This is a genomic window from Sphingomonas sp. Leaf242 (genome assembly GCF_001422045.1).
GTDB lineage: Bacteria > Pseudomonadota > Alphaproteobacteria > Sphingomonadales > Sphingomonadaceae > Sphingomonas.
In genome coordinates, this window is record NZ_LMLW01000011.1 from 229,818 (window position 1) to 246,757 (window position 16,940).

Below are 16,940 nucleotides of genomic sequence, written 5' to 3' on the forward strand. Positions count from 1 at the left end.
GGCGCGCTTGCGCCGGAAGGGAGAGGGGAGTTGGGATCCAAGTCCCGAGCCACACTCCCCTCTCCCTTCCCACCGCAAGTGCGGCGGGCCCCTTCCCTCTCCCCGTAGGGGCGAGGGAGTGATTTACCGCGTGGTGACGGCGTAGAGCGCGATCGCCGCGGCGTTCGACACGTTGAGGCTCTCCACCTTCTCCGAGATCGGCAGTTTCGCCAGCTCGTCGCAATGCTGCTCGGTATTCTGGCGCATGCCCTCGCCCTCGGCGCCGAGCACGATCGCGATGCGCTGCGTGCCCATCGCTTCCGACAGCGTCTGCGTCGCGTGGCCGGTCAACCCGATCCGCCAGAACCCCGCCGCTGCAATCTCTTCCAGAGCGCGCGCGAGGTTCACCACCCGGATCCAAGGCACGCTCTCGAGCGCCCCCGAAGCCGCCCGCGCGATCGTCCCGGACTCCGGCGGTGCATTCCGATCAGGCGTGATGATCCCCAGCGCATCGAACGCCGCAGCCGAGCGCAAGATCGCGCCGACGTTATGTGGATCGGTCACCCCGTCGAGGATCACCAGCGGACGATTGTCGTCCTTGCCGTGCTCAAGCAGGTCGGCGAGCCACATGTCCTCGAGCGGCTCGACCTCGATCACCACGCCCTGGTGCGGCGCATCGCCCGGCACCAGCCGCGCCAGATCCATCGCCTCGGCATAGGTCACCGGCACGTCGGCCGGCAGGTCGAACCCGGCCAGCGCCTCGCGCGTGCCGAGGATCTTGCGCACCGTGCGCTCCGGATTGGCGAGCGCTGCGCCCACCGCGTGCTTGCCCCAGAAGCGGGGGCGGCCTGCCGGTGCCTTGCTCGGCCTGTGTCCCTTGCGTGCCATATTCGCTCTCTATCGTGTCTGTGTATGCCGCGTCCTTGTCGGCATTCCGCTCCCGCGGCAACTATGAACCACGAAACTTCGCAAAACCTGCGTTGACACACCGAGCGCGCTTCGCCATTGAGCCGCCTCGCTTGAAAGAGCGGCGCTTGCAAAAGCGGCCTGGACAGGTGGCCGAGTGGTTAAAGGCAGCAGACTGTAAATCTGCCGGAGTTTCTCCTACGTAGGTTCGAACCCTACCCTGTCCACCACCGCCCCAGCGCGGTGATGGGTCTTCCCCCAAATCAAGACATTGATCGGCAACCTTCTTTTCCATCACGGGAAGGAAGTCCGCGTGACATCGGCTCGCGGACGGCTAGGATCGCCGCGACCGTAACGATTTCGGAAACCGCGTGACCTCAGATCCTGCCGTACAGCCGCCCGTTCAAGCACCCGTCATCCAGGATCTGGCCGACTCGATCCTCGACACGCTGGTCCACCGCATCGGCAAGGATGCGCAGGCCGCCCGCCCACATGATTGGCTCGCCGCGACGATCCTGACCGTCCGCAACGACATCGTCGAACGCTGGATGGCGTCGACCAAGGCGGCGCACGCGGCCGGCGCCAAGCGCGTCTATTATCTCAGCCTCGAATTCCTGATCGGCCGGCTGCTGCGCGACGCGGTGACCAACCTCCAGCGCAACGACGAGGTCACGCAGGCTTTGAAGCTCCACGGCGTCGACCTCGCCGAACTCGAGGAAATCGAGCCTGACGCGGCGCTCGGCAATGGCGGCCTCGGCCGCCTCGCCGCCTGCTTCATGGAAAGCATGGCGAGCCTCGCATTGCCCGCCTACGGCTACGGCATCCGCTACGTGAACGGCATGTTCCGCCAGCGCATCGACGATGGCTGGCAGGTCGAGATGCCCGAGAACTGGCTCGCGCACGGCAATCCCTGGGAGTTCGAACGCCGCGAGAGCGCCTATTTCGTCGGCTTCGGCGGCGAAGTGACGGCATCAGACAGCGGCCAGATCCACTGGAGCCCGTCCGAGGCGGTCGAGGCCACCGCCGTCGACACCCCCGTCGTCGGCTGGCGCGGCAAGCACGTCAACACGCTCCGCCTGTGGACTGCCCGCGCGTTCGATCCGATCAAGCTCGACCGCTTCAACGCCGGCGATTTCACCGGCGCGCTCGCCGACCAGTTGCGTGCTGAGACACTTACGCGCGTCCTCTACCCCAACGACTCCACCGCCGCCGGCCAGGAACTCCGCCTTCGCCAGGAGTATTTCTTCTCCTCCGCGTCGATCCAGGACATCGTCCGCCGCCACATCCAGTATTTCGGCGATATCCGCACGCTGCCCGACAAGGCCGCGATCCAGCTCAACGACACGCACCCCGCGGTGTCGGTCGCTGAACTCATGCGGCTGTTGATCGACCACCACAAATTCGCGTTCGACGAGGCGTGGAAGATCACGCGCGCCACCTTCGGCTACACCAACCACACGCTGTTGCCCGAGGCGCTGGAGAGCTGGCCGCTGCCGCTGTTCGAACGCCTGCTGCCGCGCCACATGCAGATCGTCTACGCGATCAACGCCAAGCTGCTGCGGGAAGCGCGTGGCACGGACGGCATAGACGACCGCGCGATCGCCGCGATCAGCCTGATCGACGAGGGCGGCGAGCGGCGCGTGCGAATGGCGAACCTTGCCTTTGCGGGCTCGCACAGCGTAAACGGCGTCGCCGCGCTGCACACGCAGCTGATGAAGAAGACGGTCTTCGCCGACCTCCACAAACTTTATCCGACGCGGATCAACAACAAGACCAACGGCATTACGCCGCGTCGCTGGCTCCAGCAGTGCAATCCCGGCCTCACCGCGCTGATCCGCGATGCGATCGGCGACGGCTTCCTCGACGATGCCGAAAAGCTCGTCGATCTGGATGTTTTCGCGGACGATTCCGGTTTCAGGGAGCGCTTTTCGAACGTGAAGCGTTCGAACAAGGTGGCACTGGCTAATCATATCAAGGAGACGATGGGGCTCCGCGTCGACCCGGACGCGATGTTCGACGTCCAGATCAAGCGCATCCACGAGTATAAGCGCCAACTGCTCAACATCATCGAGACGGTCGCACTCTATGACCAGATCCGCAGCCATCCGGAACGAGACTGGACCCCGAGGGTCAAGCTGTTCGCGGGCAAGGCGGCGTCAAGCTACCACAACGCGAAACTCGTCATCAAACTGGCGAACGACGTCGCGCGCCGGATCAACGCGGATCCGTCGGTCGGTGGCCTGCTCAAGGTCGCGTTCCTGCCCAACTACAACGTGTCGCTGGCGGAGAAGATCATCCCCGCCGCCGACCTGAGCGAACAGATCTCGACCGCCGGCCTCGAGGCGTCGGGCACCGGCAACATGAAGTTCGCGATGAACGGCGCGCTGACGATCGGCACGCTCGACGGCGCCAATATCGAGATCAAGGACCGGGTCGGCGACGACAACATCTTCATCTTCGGCATGACCGCGGACGAGGTCGAGGCGAAGCGCGCCAACGGCTACGATCCGCGCAGCGTCATCGACGGCTCGAACGAACTTCGCCAGGCGGTATCCGCGATAGCGTCCGGTGTGTTCTCGCCCGACGACAAGACGCGTTACGCCGGTTTGATGGGCGGGCTGTACGAGGGCGACTGGTTCATGCTCGCCGCCGATTTCGACAGCTATGCCACTGCACAGCGCGCGGTCGACACGCGCTGGAACGATCGCGATGCGTGGGTCGCCTCGACCGTCCGCAACGTCGCGCGCGTGGGCTGGTTCTCGTCCGACCGCACGATCCGCGAATATGCGCGGGAAATCTGGACGGTGATGTGAAGCCACCCGAAGGCGCCATCGTTGCCCTCCTCGAAGGGCGTCACGACGATCCGTTCTCGCTGCTCGGCGTCCACAGCGGCCCGACCGGCGTGTTCGCGCGCGTCTGGCTGCCCGGCGCGGACACGGCGGAAGCGCACGCGCTCGACGGCACCGTGCTCGGCACGCTCCCCCGCATCGACGATCGCGGCCTGTTCGAAGGGCCGATCGACGGCACGCAACAGCCGGTGAAATACCACGCCGAGGCGGGCGACACCTCGTGGTGGGTCACCGACCCCTACAGCTTCGGCCCCGTACTAGGCCCGATCGACGACCTGCTCATGGCCGAGGGCACGCACCGCCGCCTTCACGACAAGATGGGCGCGCACCCGATCGAGCACGAAGGCGCGCACGGCGTCCACTTCGCGCTCTGGGCCCCCAATGCACAGCGCGTATCGGTGGTTGGCGACTTCAACGACTGGGACGGCCGCCGCCACGCGATGCGCAAGCGCGGCGACGTCGGCGTATGGGAGATCTTCATCCCCGACATCGCCGAATACCGCGCGTACAAGTTCGAGATCGTCGGCCCCGATGGCCAGCTACAACCGCTCAAGGCCGACCCGTTCGCCTTCGCGTCCGAACTCCGCCCCGCCAACGCCTCGATCACGCGGAAACTCGCGCATGACTGGGCCGACACCGATCACCGCAAGCATTGGTCGTCGGTCGATCCCCGCCGCGTGCCGATCAGCATCTATGAAGTTCACGCCGGATCGTGGGACCGCGATTCCGACGGCTGGTTCCTGACCTGGGACGCACTGGCCGATCGCCTGATCCCGTACGTGGTCGAGATGGGCTTCACGCACATCGAATTCCTGCCGATCAGCGAACACCCGTACGACCCGAGCTGGGGCTACCAGACCACCGGTCTCTACGCGCCGTCCGCGCGCTTCGGCGACGTCGAGGGTTTCGCGCGGTTCGTCGATGGCGCGCATCTCGCCGGGATCGGCGTGCTGCTCGACTGGGTCCCCGCGCATTTCCCGACCGACGCGTTCGGCCTCGCCAAGTTCGACGGCACTGCGCTGTATGAGCACGAGGATCCGCGGCTAGGCTTCCACCCCGACTGGAACACCGCGATCTACAATTTCGGCCGGCGCGAAGTCGCGTCGTTTCTCGTCAACAACGCGCTGTTCTGGGCCGAGCGCTATCACATCGACGGGTTGCGCGTGGATGCGGTCGCGTCGATGCTGTACCGCGATTACTCGCGCAAGGCCGGCGAATGGATTCCCAACGCGGACGGCGGCCGCGAGAACTGGGAGGCCGTCGCGTTTCTCCGCGACATGAACCGCGAAATCTATGGCCAGCACCCCGGCGTCTTCACGATCGCCGAGGAATCGACCTCGTGGCCGGGCGTTTCCGCGCCCGTGAGCGACGACGGCAAGAGCGGTGGACTCGGGTTCGGGTTCAAGTGGAACATGGGCTTCATGCACGACACGCTCCAGTACATGGCGCGCGATCCGCTGCACCGGAAGCATCATCACGGCGAGATCAATTTCGGCCTCGTCTACGCGTTCAGCGAAAATTTCGTCCTGCCTTTGAGCCATGACGAGGTCGTTCACGGCAAGGGCTCGCTGCTCACCAAGATGCCCGGCGACGACTGGCAGCAATTCGCCAATTTGCGCGCCTATTACGCGTTCATGTGGGGCTATCCGGGCAAGAAACTGCTCTTCATGGGGCAGGAATTCGCGCAGCGTCGCGAATGGTCGGAAGCGCGTGCGCTCGACTGGGACCTGCGCAACGCGCGCAGCCACGAAGGCATCCGCAACCTCGTCCGCGACCTCAACACCGTCTACCGCGAGAAGCCGGCGCTGCACGCGCGCGACTGCGAGGCGGAGGGCTTCGAATGGCTGGTCGCCGACGACGCCACCAATTCGGTGTTCGCGTGGTTGCGCAAGGCGCCCGGTGCGAAGCCGATCGCGATCGTCGCCAACATGACGCCGATCGCCCGCGCGCCCTACCGCGTACCGCTGCCGCACGACGGTCGTTGGTGCGAGATCATCAACAGCGACGCGCACGACTATTGGGGTAGCGGTCTCGGCAATCTCGGCGGCGTCGTCGCGAAGGATGGTGCGGCCTGGGTCACGCTGCCGCCGCTGGCGACGATCATGCTCGAATACGAAGGCTGATCGAGTTCGAAGACCGATCCGGCGCAACGACGGAACAACCCGCGGGTGCCGGGAGGTTATACCACCGACGATTATGGAGAGATTACGATGGTAGAACGGCGAGGACAGCCACTGGCGCGCGACGCGATGGCGTATGTGCTGGCCGGTGGCCGCGGCAGTCGCCTGATGGAGCTGACCGATACGCGCGCGAAACCTGCGGTGTATTTCGGCGGCAAGGCGCGCATCATCGATTTCGCGCTGTCCAACGCGATCAACTCGGGCATCCGCAGGATCGGCGTCGCGACGCAGTACAAGGCGCATTCGCTGATCCGTCATCTCCAGAGCGGCTGGAATTTCCTGCGCTCGGAACGCAACGAGAGCTTCGACATCCTGCCCGCGTCGCAGCGGATCAGCGAGTTCCAATGGTACGAGGGCACCGCCGACGCCGTGTACCAGAACATCGACATCATCGAGAGCCACGCGCCCGAATACATGGTCATCCTGGCCGGCGACCACATCTACAAGATGGATTACGAGCTGATCCTGCAACAGCATTGCGAGACCGGCGCCGACGTCACCATCGCCTGCCTCGAAGTGCCGCGGATGGAGGCGGTCGGGTTCGGCGTGATGGCCGTTGACGAGCACGACAACGTCACCGCGTTCGTCGAGAAACCCGCCGATCCGCCCGCGATCCCCGGCAACCCGGATATCGCGCTGGCGTCGATGGGGATCTACGTCTTCACGACCAAGCTGCTGTTCGAGGAGCTTCGTCGCGACGCCGCAACCCCCGGATCGTCGCGCGATTTCGGCAAGGACATCATCCCGTACCTCGTCAAAAACGGCAAGGCGGTCGCGCACCGCTTCTCCGACAGCTGCGTGCGCTCGGGTAGCGAAGTCGACGCTTACTGGCGCGACGTCGGCACGGTCGACGCGTATTGGGAGGCGAACATCGACCTTACGGATGTCGTGCCCAAGCTCGACCTCTACGACCGCAGCTGGCCGCTCTGGACCTATTCCGAGGTCACGCCACCCGCAAAGTTTGTCCACGCCGACGACGGCCGCCGCGGCGAAGCCGTGTCGTCGCTAGTCTCGGGCGATTGCATCATCTCCGGCTCCTCGATCCACCGCAGCCTGATCTTCACCGGCACCCGCGCGCACAGCTACTCGATGCTGGATCAGGCGGTGATCCTTCCACACTGCGTGATCGGCCGCGGCGCGCGCCTGTCGAAGGTGGTGGTCGATCGCGGCGTCGAAATCCCCGACGGCCTTGTTGTCGGCGAAGACGCGGAATCCGACTTCCAACGCTTCCGCCGCACCGACAACGGCGTGGTACTGGTAACCAAATCCATGATCGACCGGCTAATCGCGTGATGACCGACGCAAATCCTCCCCGGCACGGGGAGGGGGACCGTTCGCCATCGGCGAAGGGTGGAGGGGGCTCACCGCGAGCGTATCGCCTGCGACCGCAAGCGTACCGCCCGCGAGCATACCATCTGCGATCGAACGCATACCGCCTGCGGAAGCCCCCCTCCACCATGCTATGCATGGTCCCCCTCCCCGTGCCGGGGAGGAATTGATGCGAATCCTCTCCGTCGCCTCGGAAGCCTACCCCCTCATTAAAACCGGCGGTCTAGCAGACGTCGTCGGCGCGCTCCCGGCTGCGCTAGCCCCGCATAACGTCGCGTTGACCACCTTCCTCCCCGGCTACCCAGCGCTCGCCGCCGTCACCAAGCGCGCGAAGGTCGTCCACCGCTACACCGACCTGCTCGGCACCGAGGCCCGCATCCTCAAGACGAAGATCGGCGACCACCCGCTGCTGGTCCTCGACGCCCCCGCGTTGTTCGCGCGAGGCGGCGGCCCCTACGGCGACGCGACCGGCGCGGACTGGTCCGACAACTGGCGCCGCTTCGCCGCGTTCAGCCGCGCCGCCGCCGACCTCGCCTCGGGTACGGTCCCCGGCTACGACTTCGACATCCTCCATGCGCACGACTGGCAGGCGGCGATGGCTCCGGCCTATCTCCGCTATGCCCCCGGGCCCGGCGCCCCCGCCAAGACGGTCGTCACGATCCACAACATCGCGTTCCAGGGGCGCTACGGCTACGATATCTTCGCCGAACTTGCGCTTCCTGACGTCGCGTTCGCCGTCGACGGCGTCGAATATTACGGCGGCGTGGGTTATCTGAAGGCCGGGCTCGAGGCCGCCGACGCGATCACGACCGTCAGCCCGACCTACGCCGCGGAAATCCGCCGTGCGGAGTTCGGCATGGGCCTCGAAGGGCTGATCAACGATCGCGCCGATCGCGTGACCGGCATCGTCAACGGCATCGACCCGGCCGTCTGGAACCCAGCGACCGACGCGGCCCTCCCCGCCCGCTACACCGCGCGTACGCTTGCCCGCCGGCGCACCAACAAGCGTGCGATCGAAACGCTGTTCGGCCTCGACACCGACGACGGCCCGATCTTCACCGTCATCAGCCGCCTCACGGGGCAGAAAGGCATGGATGTCCTCGCCGCATCGCTCGCCGAACTCGTCGCGCTCGGCGGTCGTCTCGCATTGCTCGGTTCGGGCGATACGGGACTCGAACGCGCATTCCTCGAGGCTGCAGAACGCCACCCCGGCCGCATCGGTGTACGCATCGGCTATGACGAGCCCGTCTCGCACCTGCTGCAAGGCGGTGCCGACGCGATCCTGATACCATCGCGGTTCGAACCGTGCGGCCTGACGCAACTTTACGGCCTCGCTTACGGCTGCATCCCCATCGTCGCGCGCACCGGTGGGCTCGCCGACACAGTGATCGATGCCAACGAAGCCGCGATCGCCGCCGGCGTCGCGACAGGCGTCCAGCACGACGGTGTCACGCCAGAAGCGCTTAGCCACGCGCTACGCCGAACGATGGCCCTCTATGCACGCCCCGATCGCTGGGCCATGTTGCAGCGCAACGCGATGCGCGCGGACTTCTCGTGGGACGAGAGCGGCCGCCGCTACGCCGACCTTTACGCCAAGCTCCTGGAGCCCGCATGATCCGCACCGTTTCGACCACGCCCTACACCGACCAGAAGCCCGGCACGTCGGGCCTGCGCAAGAAGGTGAAGGTCTTCCAGCAGCCCAACTACGCCGAGAATTTCGTCCAGAGCGTGTTCGACGTCGTCGCGGATAAAGCGGGAGCAACGCTCGTCATCGGCGGCGACGGTCGCTTCCTCAACCGCGAAGTGATCCAGGTCGCGATCCGCATGGCGGCAGCTAACGGCTTCGGTCGCGTGATCGTCGGCCGCGGCGGCATCCTCTCGACCCCGGCGGCCAGCCACATGATCCGCAAGCGTGGCGCGATCGGAGGCCTCGTCCTCTCGGCAAGCCACAACCCCGGCGGTCCCGAAGAAGATTTCGGGATCAAGTACAACATCGCCAACGGCGGTCCCGCCCCTGAGTCCGTGACCGACGCGATCAACGGGCGCACGCTCGAGATCGACCGCTGGCTGACCGTCGACGCCGACGATATCGACCTAGACACCGACGGTGAAGTCACGGTCGGCACTATGCCCGTCGAGGTCGTCGATCCGGTCGAGGATTATGCCGCGCTCATGGAAACGCTGTTCGACTTCGACGCGATCCGCGCGGCGAAACTGACGATGGCGTTCGACGCGATGAGCGCGGTCACCGGGCCCTATGCCACCGAGATCCTCGAACGCCGCCTCGGCTTCGCGCCCGGCACCGTCCGCAACGGCGAGCCGCTTCCCGATTTCGGCGGCCACCACCCCGACCCCAACCTCGTCCACGCGCACGCCTTATACGAGACGATGATGGCGCCGAATGCGCCCGATTTCGGCGCAGCGTCGGACGGCGACGGCGACCGCAACCTGATCATCGGCAAGCACCGCTTCGTCACCCCCTCGGACAGCCTCGCGATGCTGGCGGCCAACGCGCACCTCGCACCCGGCTACGCAAGCGGTCTCAAGGGCATCGCCCGCTCGATGCCGACCAGCGCCGCCGCCGACCGCGTTGCTGAGGCTTTGGGCATCCCAGCCTACGAGACCCCGACCGGCTGGAAGTTCTTCGGCAATCTGCTCGACGCCGGCATGGCGACGATCTGCGGCGAGGAAAGCGCCGGCACCGGCTCCGACCATGTTCGCGAGAAGGACGGCCTGTGGGCGGTCCTTCTCTGGCTCAACATCCTCGCGGTCCGCGGCGAAAGCGTCGACACGATCGCCCGCGATCACTGGGCGAAGTTTGGCCGCAACTACTATGCCCGCCACGATTACGAAGGTGTCGAAACCCCGCGTGCCGACGCGCTGATGGCGGCGCTGCGTGCGAGCCTCGCCACCCTCCCCAGCCAGCAGTTCGGCGACCTCACCGTCGAAACCGCGGACGAGTTCGCCTATACCGACCCGACCGACGGCTCGATCAGCCGCAACCAGGGCGTCCGCATCCTGTTCGAAGGCGGCAGCCGCGTCGTGTTCCGCCTGTCGGGCACCGGCACCACCGGCGCCACGCTCCGCGTGTACTTGGAACGCTACGAGCCCGTCGGCGTCGGCGGCGACCTCGACCGCGACACCGGCGAGATGCTGGCCAGCATCGTCGCCGCTGCGGAGTCGATCGCGAGGATCGCGGAGCACACCGGCCGTAGCGCGCCGGACGTCGTCACCTGATGCGCCGCCTCGGCCTGCTCGCGCTCTCGTCGCTGCTGGTCGCGGCATCGCCCGCGCCGCAGTCCCCCGCGCAACTGTTCGGCCCGCTCTACAAAGCCGTCCAGATGCGCGCCCTGTTCCCGGACTCGAAGACTTTCGCCGACGCGACACCCAAGCGTCCGGCGAAGGCGATTCTGGCCGACTACGCCAAATGCCGGTGCGATGCGGAGCCAGCACTACGCCAGTTCGTCGAGGCAAATTTCACGATCCCGACTACGCCAGCCGCGCGCCCTTCCACCGAGCGCCTTACCCTCACGGCGCATATCGACGCACTCTGGCCGCAACTTACGCGGACCCAAACGACCGTCCCCCCCGGCTCTTCCGCGCTGACCCTGCCGAAGCGCTATGTCGTCCCCGGCGGCCGTTTCCGCGAGATGTATTACTGGGACAGCTATTTCACGCTGCTCGGCGTCCAGCGCTCCGGCCGGCAGGATCTCGTCGAGGACATGGTCGTCGATTTCGGCAGCCTGATCGACCGCTACGGCCACATCCCCAACGGCACGCGCACCTACTATCTCAGCCGCTCACAACCGCCGGTCTTCTACCTGATCGCCGGCCTCTCGCGCGCTCCCATGACGCTCGCCGCCCGCACTCGCCAGCTTCGCGCTGAACACGCGTTCTGGATGGCGGGCGCCGATACGCTCAAGCCCGGCCAGCAATCGCGCCGCGCCGTGCGCCTCCCCGACGGCGCGCTGCTCAACCGCTATTGGGACGACCGCGCCGATCCGCGCGACGAAAGCTACCGCGAGGACGCCGAACTGGCCGACCGCACACCGTCGCGCAACCGCGGCGAACTCTTCCGCGATCTGCGCGCGGCGGCGGAGAGCGGCTGGGACTTCTCCTCCCGCTGGCTCGCCGACGGCCGCACGCTGGCCACCATCCGCACCACGCGGTTCGCGCCGGTCGATCTCAACAGCCTGATGGTCGGCATGGAGCAGGCGATCGCCGCCAACTGCCGGACGCTCCGCGACACCGCCTGCGCAACGTCTTACACGGCCCAAGCGAACGCCCGCGCCGCTGCGATCCGCAAGCATCTTTGGAACGGCCGCTTCTTCGCCGACTACGACCTGGACACAAACCGCGCGAACGCCTTCGCGAGCGCCGCGATGGCCTTCCCGCTGTTCGCCAAGGTCGCCACGCCCGACCAGGCCAAGGCGACCGCCACCGCCCTACGCCCGTTCGTCGGCCAAGGCGGCCTCCGCACGACGTTGATCGGCAGCGGTCAGCAATGGGACGACCCCAATGGCTGGGCCCCGCTCCAGTGGATCGCGATCGAAGGCCTGAGCGGTTACGGCGAAACAGCCCTCGCGGACCAGATCACCAAAGCCTGGCTCGCGTCGGTCGACCGCGAATATCAGGCGAGTGGCAAGCTGCTCGAGAAATACGACGTCGTCGAGCGCAAGCCGGGCGGCGGCGGCGAATATCCCAACCAGGACGGCTTCGGCTGGACCAACGGCGTAACGCGGGCGCTGATGGCCGACCGCCGATGACCATCCGGCATCGCCGAAGCGCGCTCTACATGCCCGCGTCGAACGCGCGGGCGATCGCCAAGGCTAGAACGCTCGCGTGCGACGTCGTCATCCTCGATCTGGAGGATGCCGTCGCCCCCGACGAAAAGGCCGCGGCCCGCGATCGCGTCGTCGAAGCGGTGCGCGAAGGCGGGTTCGGCACGCGCGAACTGGTCGTACGGGTCAACGGTCTCGACACCCCCTGGTATGCCGACGACATCGCCGCGATCCACGGCAGCGGCATCGATGCGGTGCTCGTCCCCAAGGTCTCGTCGGTCTCCGACCTTACCCGTGTCCGCGCATTGCTAGGAGAAGACGGCCCGCCGGTCTGGGCGATGATCGAGACCTGTGCGGCGATCCTCGCGCTCCCCTCGCTCTCCGCAGCAGCCGCCGAAACGCAACTCACGGCGCTGATTGTCGGCACCAACGACCTCGCCAAGGAGATGCGCTGCCGGCTCGGAGCCGATCGCATGCCGCTGATCCCGGCGCTCACGGCGACAATCATGGCCGCCCGCGCCGCCGGCATCGTCGCGCTCGACGGCGTCTGCAACGCGCTCGACGACCCGACCCGGTTCGCGGCGGAATGCATCCAAGGCGCAACGTTAGGGTTCGACGGCAAGACGTTGATCCACCCGTCCCAAATCGATGCGGCGAATGCCGGTTTCGGGCCGAGCGAGGAAGAGTTGGCATGGGCCCGCACGATCGTCACCGCATTCGCGAAACCGGAGAATGCCGACAAGGGCGCCATCCGCCTCGATGGTCAGATGGTAGAGCGCCTGCATCTAGCCGAGGCGGAAGCGACGCTGGCACGCTGAAGGACTGACAAGCACGGTCCGCAAATACCGCCCGTCATCCTGACGAAAGTCAGGATTCAGAGCCATAAAGCGCAACTCGCGTTACCGTGGATCCTGACTTTCGTCAGGATGACGGATCGTTTCGATGAGGCGCTCCAACGTCACCCCGAGTTCTTCCGCCGGGTCTCCCACCCCTTCTTCGCCGCCGCCGATTTCGCCGCATCGCTACGCCCAGCCGCCCGCTTCCCGCCCTCATTCGACGACGCATGTGTATCGGGCTTGCCGCGCCCCGAGCCGGACAGATTGCCCCCGCCCGAATCCTTGTTCACCGCAGCCCAGGCCCGCGCCTCGGCCTCCTTCTCGGGAACGTCGCGCTCTTCATAGCCGTCCGCGATATGCGCGGCCTTGCGCTTCTGCTTGTCGGTATACGCGCTCTTGTCGCCCTGTGGCATCGCCGCTCTCCTCATCAGAGAGCGTCAACGCTCAGGCCGACCCCGCGTTCAGAACGAAGGGGCGTTCACCGACCGATCCAGTCCGCCACTTCGGTCGCGACCTGGTTCGCCGCCTGGTTGATCCCCGCCGCCGCCGACGCCGCATCGATCGTCGATACCGGCACGCGCGCTTCGAAGCGATGCTTCTCGACCGTGGCCTTGCCCGCGCGTGTCAGCGACGCATCGAACGTCACGACCGCCTGCCGCGCCGTCGCATCGAGCCCGAAGTTGCGCAGTTCGCCACCCAGCGACGCTCCCGGATCGCCGACCGACTGCGCCGTCGACAACACGACCAGCCCGGTCCGAGCCGCCACCGTATCCGAAACCAGTCGCGCGAACAGCCGCGCCGGCGGTTCCGCCCATTGCGCGTCGGTCACGTACGCGATCGACGTCGGCGTCGCCTGCACCGGCACGCGCGCGGTCGCCAGCGACTGCGGCACGACCGGGACCTGGATCGTGATCGACTTCGCAGTCGCCGAATCCTGGTTCTGGCCGACCGGCACCGACGATGCGCTCGTCAGCGTCAGCAATGTCGGGGGCGGTTTCGCGCCGAAGCTGATGCACCCGGCGAGTGGCAGCATCGCGATCAGGATGAGCGGTGTCTTCATGGCGTGCCTCACTTACCCTTGTAATCCGGGAGCTTCTGCTGCCCGATCAGCGAACTTGCACCCTGCTGGTCGACCTTCTCGGCGACCGACGACAGCGCCGCGGCCGTCGTCCGCAGGTCGTGGACCAGACGGTTGGCCTCGGGAATCGTCGTCTTCGAAAACGCCTGCAACCCCGGCCGCGCATCGCCGATCGCCGAATTCAGCGTGTCGGCGCTCTGCTGCGCGGAGACGATCGCCTTGTTCAGGTTCGCCATCGCCGGCTTCACGTCCTCGGACAGCACGCCGTTGGTGGTCTTGGCGAGCACCCCGAACTGCTGTGCGGCATCGCCGGCCTGCTGGATCGCGATCCGCGTCTGCGCCAGCGTCGCGGCGATCTCCGGACCGCGATCGGCGAGCGCATCGGTCAGGCGGTTCGTATTCGCAAGAATCCCCGCGATCGACGCCTGGTTCTTGTCGGTCAGCAAGCCGGTCAACCGCTCGGTCAGCGTCGAGAGCCGCTCGAGCAACTGCGGCGCGGAATTCAGGATCGCGCCCAGACCGCCGAGCTTGGTCGGGATCACCGGCACGCCGTACGGGCATTCGGTCGGCGTCTTGGTCTCCGGGCAGCCGATCGCCGGCGCACCCTTGCGCGCACCGTCGAGCGAGATTTGGCTGACGCCGGTAAACCCGACGCCCGAGATCGACGCGGTCGTACCCTGCAGTACCGGCGTGGCTTCATCGACGCTGATCCGGACGCGGACGAACTGCGGATCGTTCTTCCACAGCGAAATCGTCTTCACCTGCCCCGACGGCACGCCCGAGAACGTCACCGCGGACCCGCGCGCGAGCCCGTCGACCGACTGGCGGAAGAAGATGTCGTATTCCTTCTCTTCCTTGCCGCCCAGCCGCGCGATCCACACCGTGAACAGCGCCAGCAGGGCCAGCAGGATCAGCACGACGGCGCCGACTAGGACGTGGTTCGAACGGGTTTCCATCAGCGCGTCCTTGCTTCTTTCTCGGCGTATGTCGCGTCGGCGTCGTCCGGCGCGGACTGCTTGGACTGGACTTCGGTAGGATGGGCATCCGCGATTTGGTCGGCGCGCTCGTGCGCCTCCTGCGTCGCAACCGCGGCACGACCGCGGGGCCCCTTGAAATATTCCTCGATCCACGGATGATCGAGCGCGATCAGTTCGTCGATCGTGCCGACCGCGATGACCTTCTTGTCGGCCAGCACCGCAACCCGGTCGCAGATCGCATACAGCGTATCGAGGTCGTGCGTGATCAGGAACACGGTCAGCCCCAGCGTCTTCTGCAACGACTGGATCAGACCGTCGAACGCCGCCGCACCGATCGGGTCGAGCCCGGCGGTCGGCTCGTCGAGAAACAGCAGTTCCGGATCGAGCGCGAGCGCGCGTGCCAGCCCGGCACGCTTCTTCATGCCACCCGACAGCTCGGCCGGAAACTTGTTCGCGGCGTCGGCCGGCAGCCCGGTCATCACCACCTTGTACGAGGCGATCTCGGCCAACAGCGCCGGGGACAGATCGGGATAGAATTCCCGCAACGGCACTTCGACGTTTTCCGCGACCGTCAGCGTCGAGAACAGCGCGCCCCCCTGGAACAGCACGCCCCAGCGCTTGCGGATCTCGGTGGCCTCGGTTTCCTCGCGGCCGATATTGGGCTCGCCGAACACGGTAACCTCGCCGGCGACCGGCATCTGAAGGCCGATGATCGAGCGCATCAGGACCGACTTGCCGGTGCCCGAACCGCCCACGACGCCGAGGATCTCGCCACGCCGCACGTCGAGATCGAGCCCGTCGTGCACGACCGAATCGCCGAACGCGTTCTTCAGCCCCTTCACGGAGATGATGATATCGTCTTGCTTGCGGGGCATCAGTCCCAACCCAACCAGGTGAAGAACACCGCGAAGAACGCGTCGAGCACGATCACCAGGAAGATGCCCTGGACCACCGCCGACGTCGTACGGAGACCGACCTGTTCGGCGTCCGACTCGACCTGCATGCCCTGGAAACACCCGGCGATCGCAATGATCGCGCCGAACACCGGCGCCTTGATCAGCGAGATGTAGAGATCGGTGATCGGCACGACCTCGCGGATGCGCGCGATGAACGTCACCGGCGGGATACCAAGCTGGATCCAGCATAGCAGGCCGCCGCCGATGATCGCGATGATCGACGCATAGAACCCGAGCAGCGGCATCATCACGATCGCGGCGAGCACGCGGGGTAGCACCAGCGCCTCCATCGGCGACACGCCGATCGTCCGCATCGCGTCGATCTCCTCCGTCAGCTTCATCGTTCCGAGCTGCGCCGCGAACGCCGAACCCGAACGTCCCGCGACCATGATCGCGGTCATCAGCAGGCCGAGTTCGCGGATCGTCAGGCGGCCGACGAGGTTGATCGTGAAGACCTCTGCGCCGAACTGGCGAAGCTGGACCGCGCCCTGCTGCGCGATGACCATGCCGATCAGGAAGCTCATCAGCCCGACGATGCCGAGCGCGGCGACGCCGACGACCTCGAACCGCTGGACCACGGCATTGAACCGGAAGCGGCGCGGGTGGCGGATGACGCTGCCGAACGCGATCGTCGTCGCGCCGAGAAACCCGAGCAGGCCGAACATCGTCTTGCCCGACAGCACGACCGCGTCGCCGATCTCGCCGACCACACGGGAGAGCGCGCTGACCTTGGCGGGCTTCGCCGCGATCGGCTGATCGGAGGCGACGACCTGATCGAACAGCGTCTGGTCATCCGGGTCGAGCCCGTCGATCGTCGCATCGTTGCGCGCGGCGAAGCGGTGAACGACCCACGCACCGATCGTATCGATCCGGTCGACGCCGCTTAGATCGACGTGGCGAACGGACGACGCATCGATCTTTTCGAGTCGATCGGGCAGATTGCCGATCGTGGCCAGCGACAGATCGCCGGTAAACCGAAGCGTGCCGGTATCGGCACCGTCCTGTTGGAAATCGGCCATCGCGCTCATCGGCCGCACCTTTGCGGCAAACCGACTGGATCGGCAAGGTG

13 protein-coding genes and 1 tRNA gene are annotated in these 16,940 nt (G+C 66.4%); 8 read left to right on the forward strand and 6 right to left on the reverse strand.

Going from position 1 to position 16,940, the window contains the following annotated elements:
• Nucleotides 1-123: 123 nt before the first annotated feature.
• Nucleotides 124-867 (reverse strand): 23S rRNA (guanosine(2251)-2'-O)-methyltransferase RlmB, encoded by a 744-nt coding sequence (gene rlmB / locus ASF09_RS16940; protein WP_060527267.1) that lies wholly within the window; start codon nt 865-867, stop codon nt 124-126.
• A gap of 161 nt (nt 868-1,028) precedes the next feature.
• On the opposite strand from rlmB, the gene ASF09_RS16945 reads away from it, so the two are divergent.
• From ASF09_RS16945 to ASF09_RS16980, 8 genes are all read left to right on the forward strand, one after another.
• Nucleotides 1,029-1,115 (forward strand) — tRNA-Tyr (locus ASF09_RS16945).
• A 186-nt stretch (nt 1,116-1,301) separates the two neighbouring features.
• Nucleotides 1,302-3,698: a glycogen/starch/alpha-glucan phosphorylase gene (locus ASF09_RS16950; RefSeq protein WP_200912588.1), complete on the forward strand. Its 2,397-nt coding sequence runs from the start codon at nt 1,302-1,304 to the stop codon at nt 3,696-3,698.
• Complete coding sequence (glgB, locus tag ASF09_RS16955) at nt 3,695-5,857, forward strand: 1,4-alpha-glucan branching protein GlgB (RefSeq protein WP_060527269.1); 2,163 nt, start codon at nt 3,695-3,697, stop codon at nt 5,855-5,857. Before ASF09_RS16950 ends, glgB begins: the two co-directional genes overlap by 4 nt.
• Before the next feature lie 87 nt (nt 5,858-5,944).
• On the forward strand, nt 5,945-7,207 hold the full coding sequence (gene glgC / locus ASF09_RS16960; protein ID WP_082444370.1) for a glucose-1-phosphate adenylyltransferase: 1,263 nt from the start codon (nt 5,945-5,947) through the stop codon (nt 7,205-7,207).
• A gap of 205 nt (nt 7,208-7,412) precedes the next feature.
• Nucleotides 7,413-8,858: a glycogen synthase GlgA gene (gene glgA, locus ASF09_RS16965; RefSeq protein ID WP_060527270.1), complete on the forward strand. Its 1,446-nt coding sequence runs from the start codon at nt 7,413-7,415 to the stop codon at nt 8,856-8,858.
• Nucleotides 8,855-10,480, forward strand: a complete 1,626-nt coding sequence (locus ASF09_RS16970) for an alpha-D-glucose phosphate-specific phosphoglucomutase (protein WP_060527271.1) — start codon at nt 8,855-8,857, stop codon at nt 10,478-10,480. The genes glgA and ASF09_RS16970 overlap by 4 nt, the downstream gene beginning before the upstream one ends.
• Nucleotides 10,480-12,009, forward strand: coding sequence for an alpha,alpha-trehalase TreA (treA, locus tag ASF09_RS16975; protein WP_200912583.1), 1,530 nt, complete (start codon nt 10,480-10,482; stop codon nt 12,007-12,009). The genes ASF09_RS16970 and treA overlap by 1 nt, the downstream gene beginning before the upstream one ends.
• Nucleotides 12,006-12,842, forward strand: a complete 837-nt coding sequence (locus tag ASF09_RS16980; protein WP_060527273.1) for an HpcH/HpaI aldolase/citrate lyase family protein — start codon at nt 12,006-12,008, stop codon at nt 12,840-12,842. The genes treA and ASF09_RS16980 overlap by 4 nt, the downstream gene beginning before the upstream one ends.
• 140 nt (nt 12,843-12,982) lie before the next feature.
• On the opposite strand, the gene ASF09_RS16985 is transcribed toward ASF09_RS16980, so the two are convergent.
• The 5 genes from ASF09_RS16985 to ASF09_RS17005 form a co-directional block, all read right to left on the reverse strand.
• On the reverse strand, nt 12,983-13,273 hold the full coding sequence (locus ASF09_RS16985; protein WP_060527274.1) for a hypothetical protein: 291 nt from the start codon (nt 13,271-13,273) through the stop codon (nt 12,983-12,985).
• Nucleotides 13,274-13,338: 65 nt separating this feature from the next.
• Nucleotides 13,339-13,920 (reverse strand): ABC-type transport auxiliary lipoprotein family protein, encoded by a 582-nt coding sequence (locus ASF09_RS16990; protein ID WP_060527275.1) that lies wholly within the window; start codon nt 13,918-13,920, stop codon nt 13,339-13,341.
• A gap of 8 nt (nt 13,921-13,928) precedes the next feature.
• On the reverse strand, nt 13,929-14,894 hold the full coding sequence (locus ASF09_RS16995; RefSeq protein WP_056055046.1) for an MlaD family protein: 966 nt from the start codon (nt 14,892-14,894) through the stop codon (nt 13,929-13,931).
• On the reverse strand, nt 14,894-15,790 hold the full coding sequence (locus tag ASF09_RS17000; RefSeq protein ID WP_060527276.1) for an ABC transporter ATP-binding protein: 897 nt from the start codon (nt 15,788-15,790) through the stop codon (nt 14,894-14,896). Before ASF09_RS17000 ends, ASF09_RS16995 begins: the two co-directional genes overlap by 1 nt.
• Entirely contained in the window at nt 15,790-16,899 is a 1,110-nt protein-coding gene (locus ASF09_RS17005; RefSeq protein ID WP_060527277.1) for an ABC transporter permease, read from the reverse strand. Before ASF09_RS17005 ends, ASF09_RS17000 begins: the two co-directional genes overlap by 1 nt.
• Nucleotides 16,900-16,940: the final 41 nt, after the last annotated feature.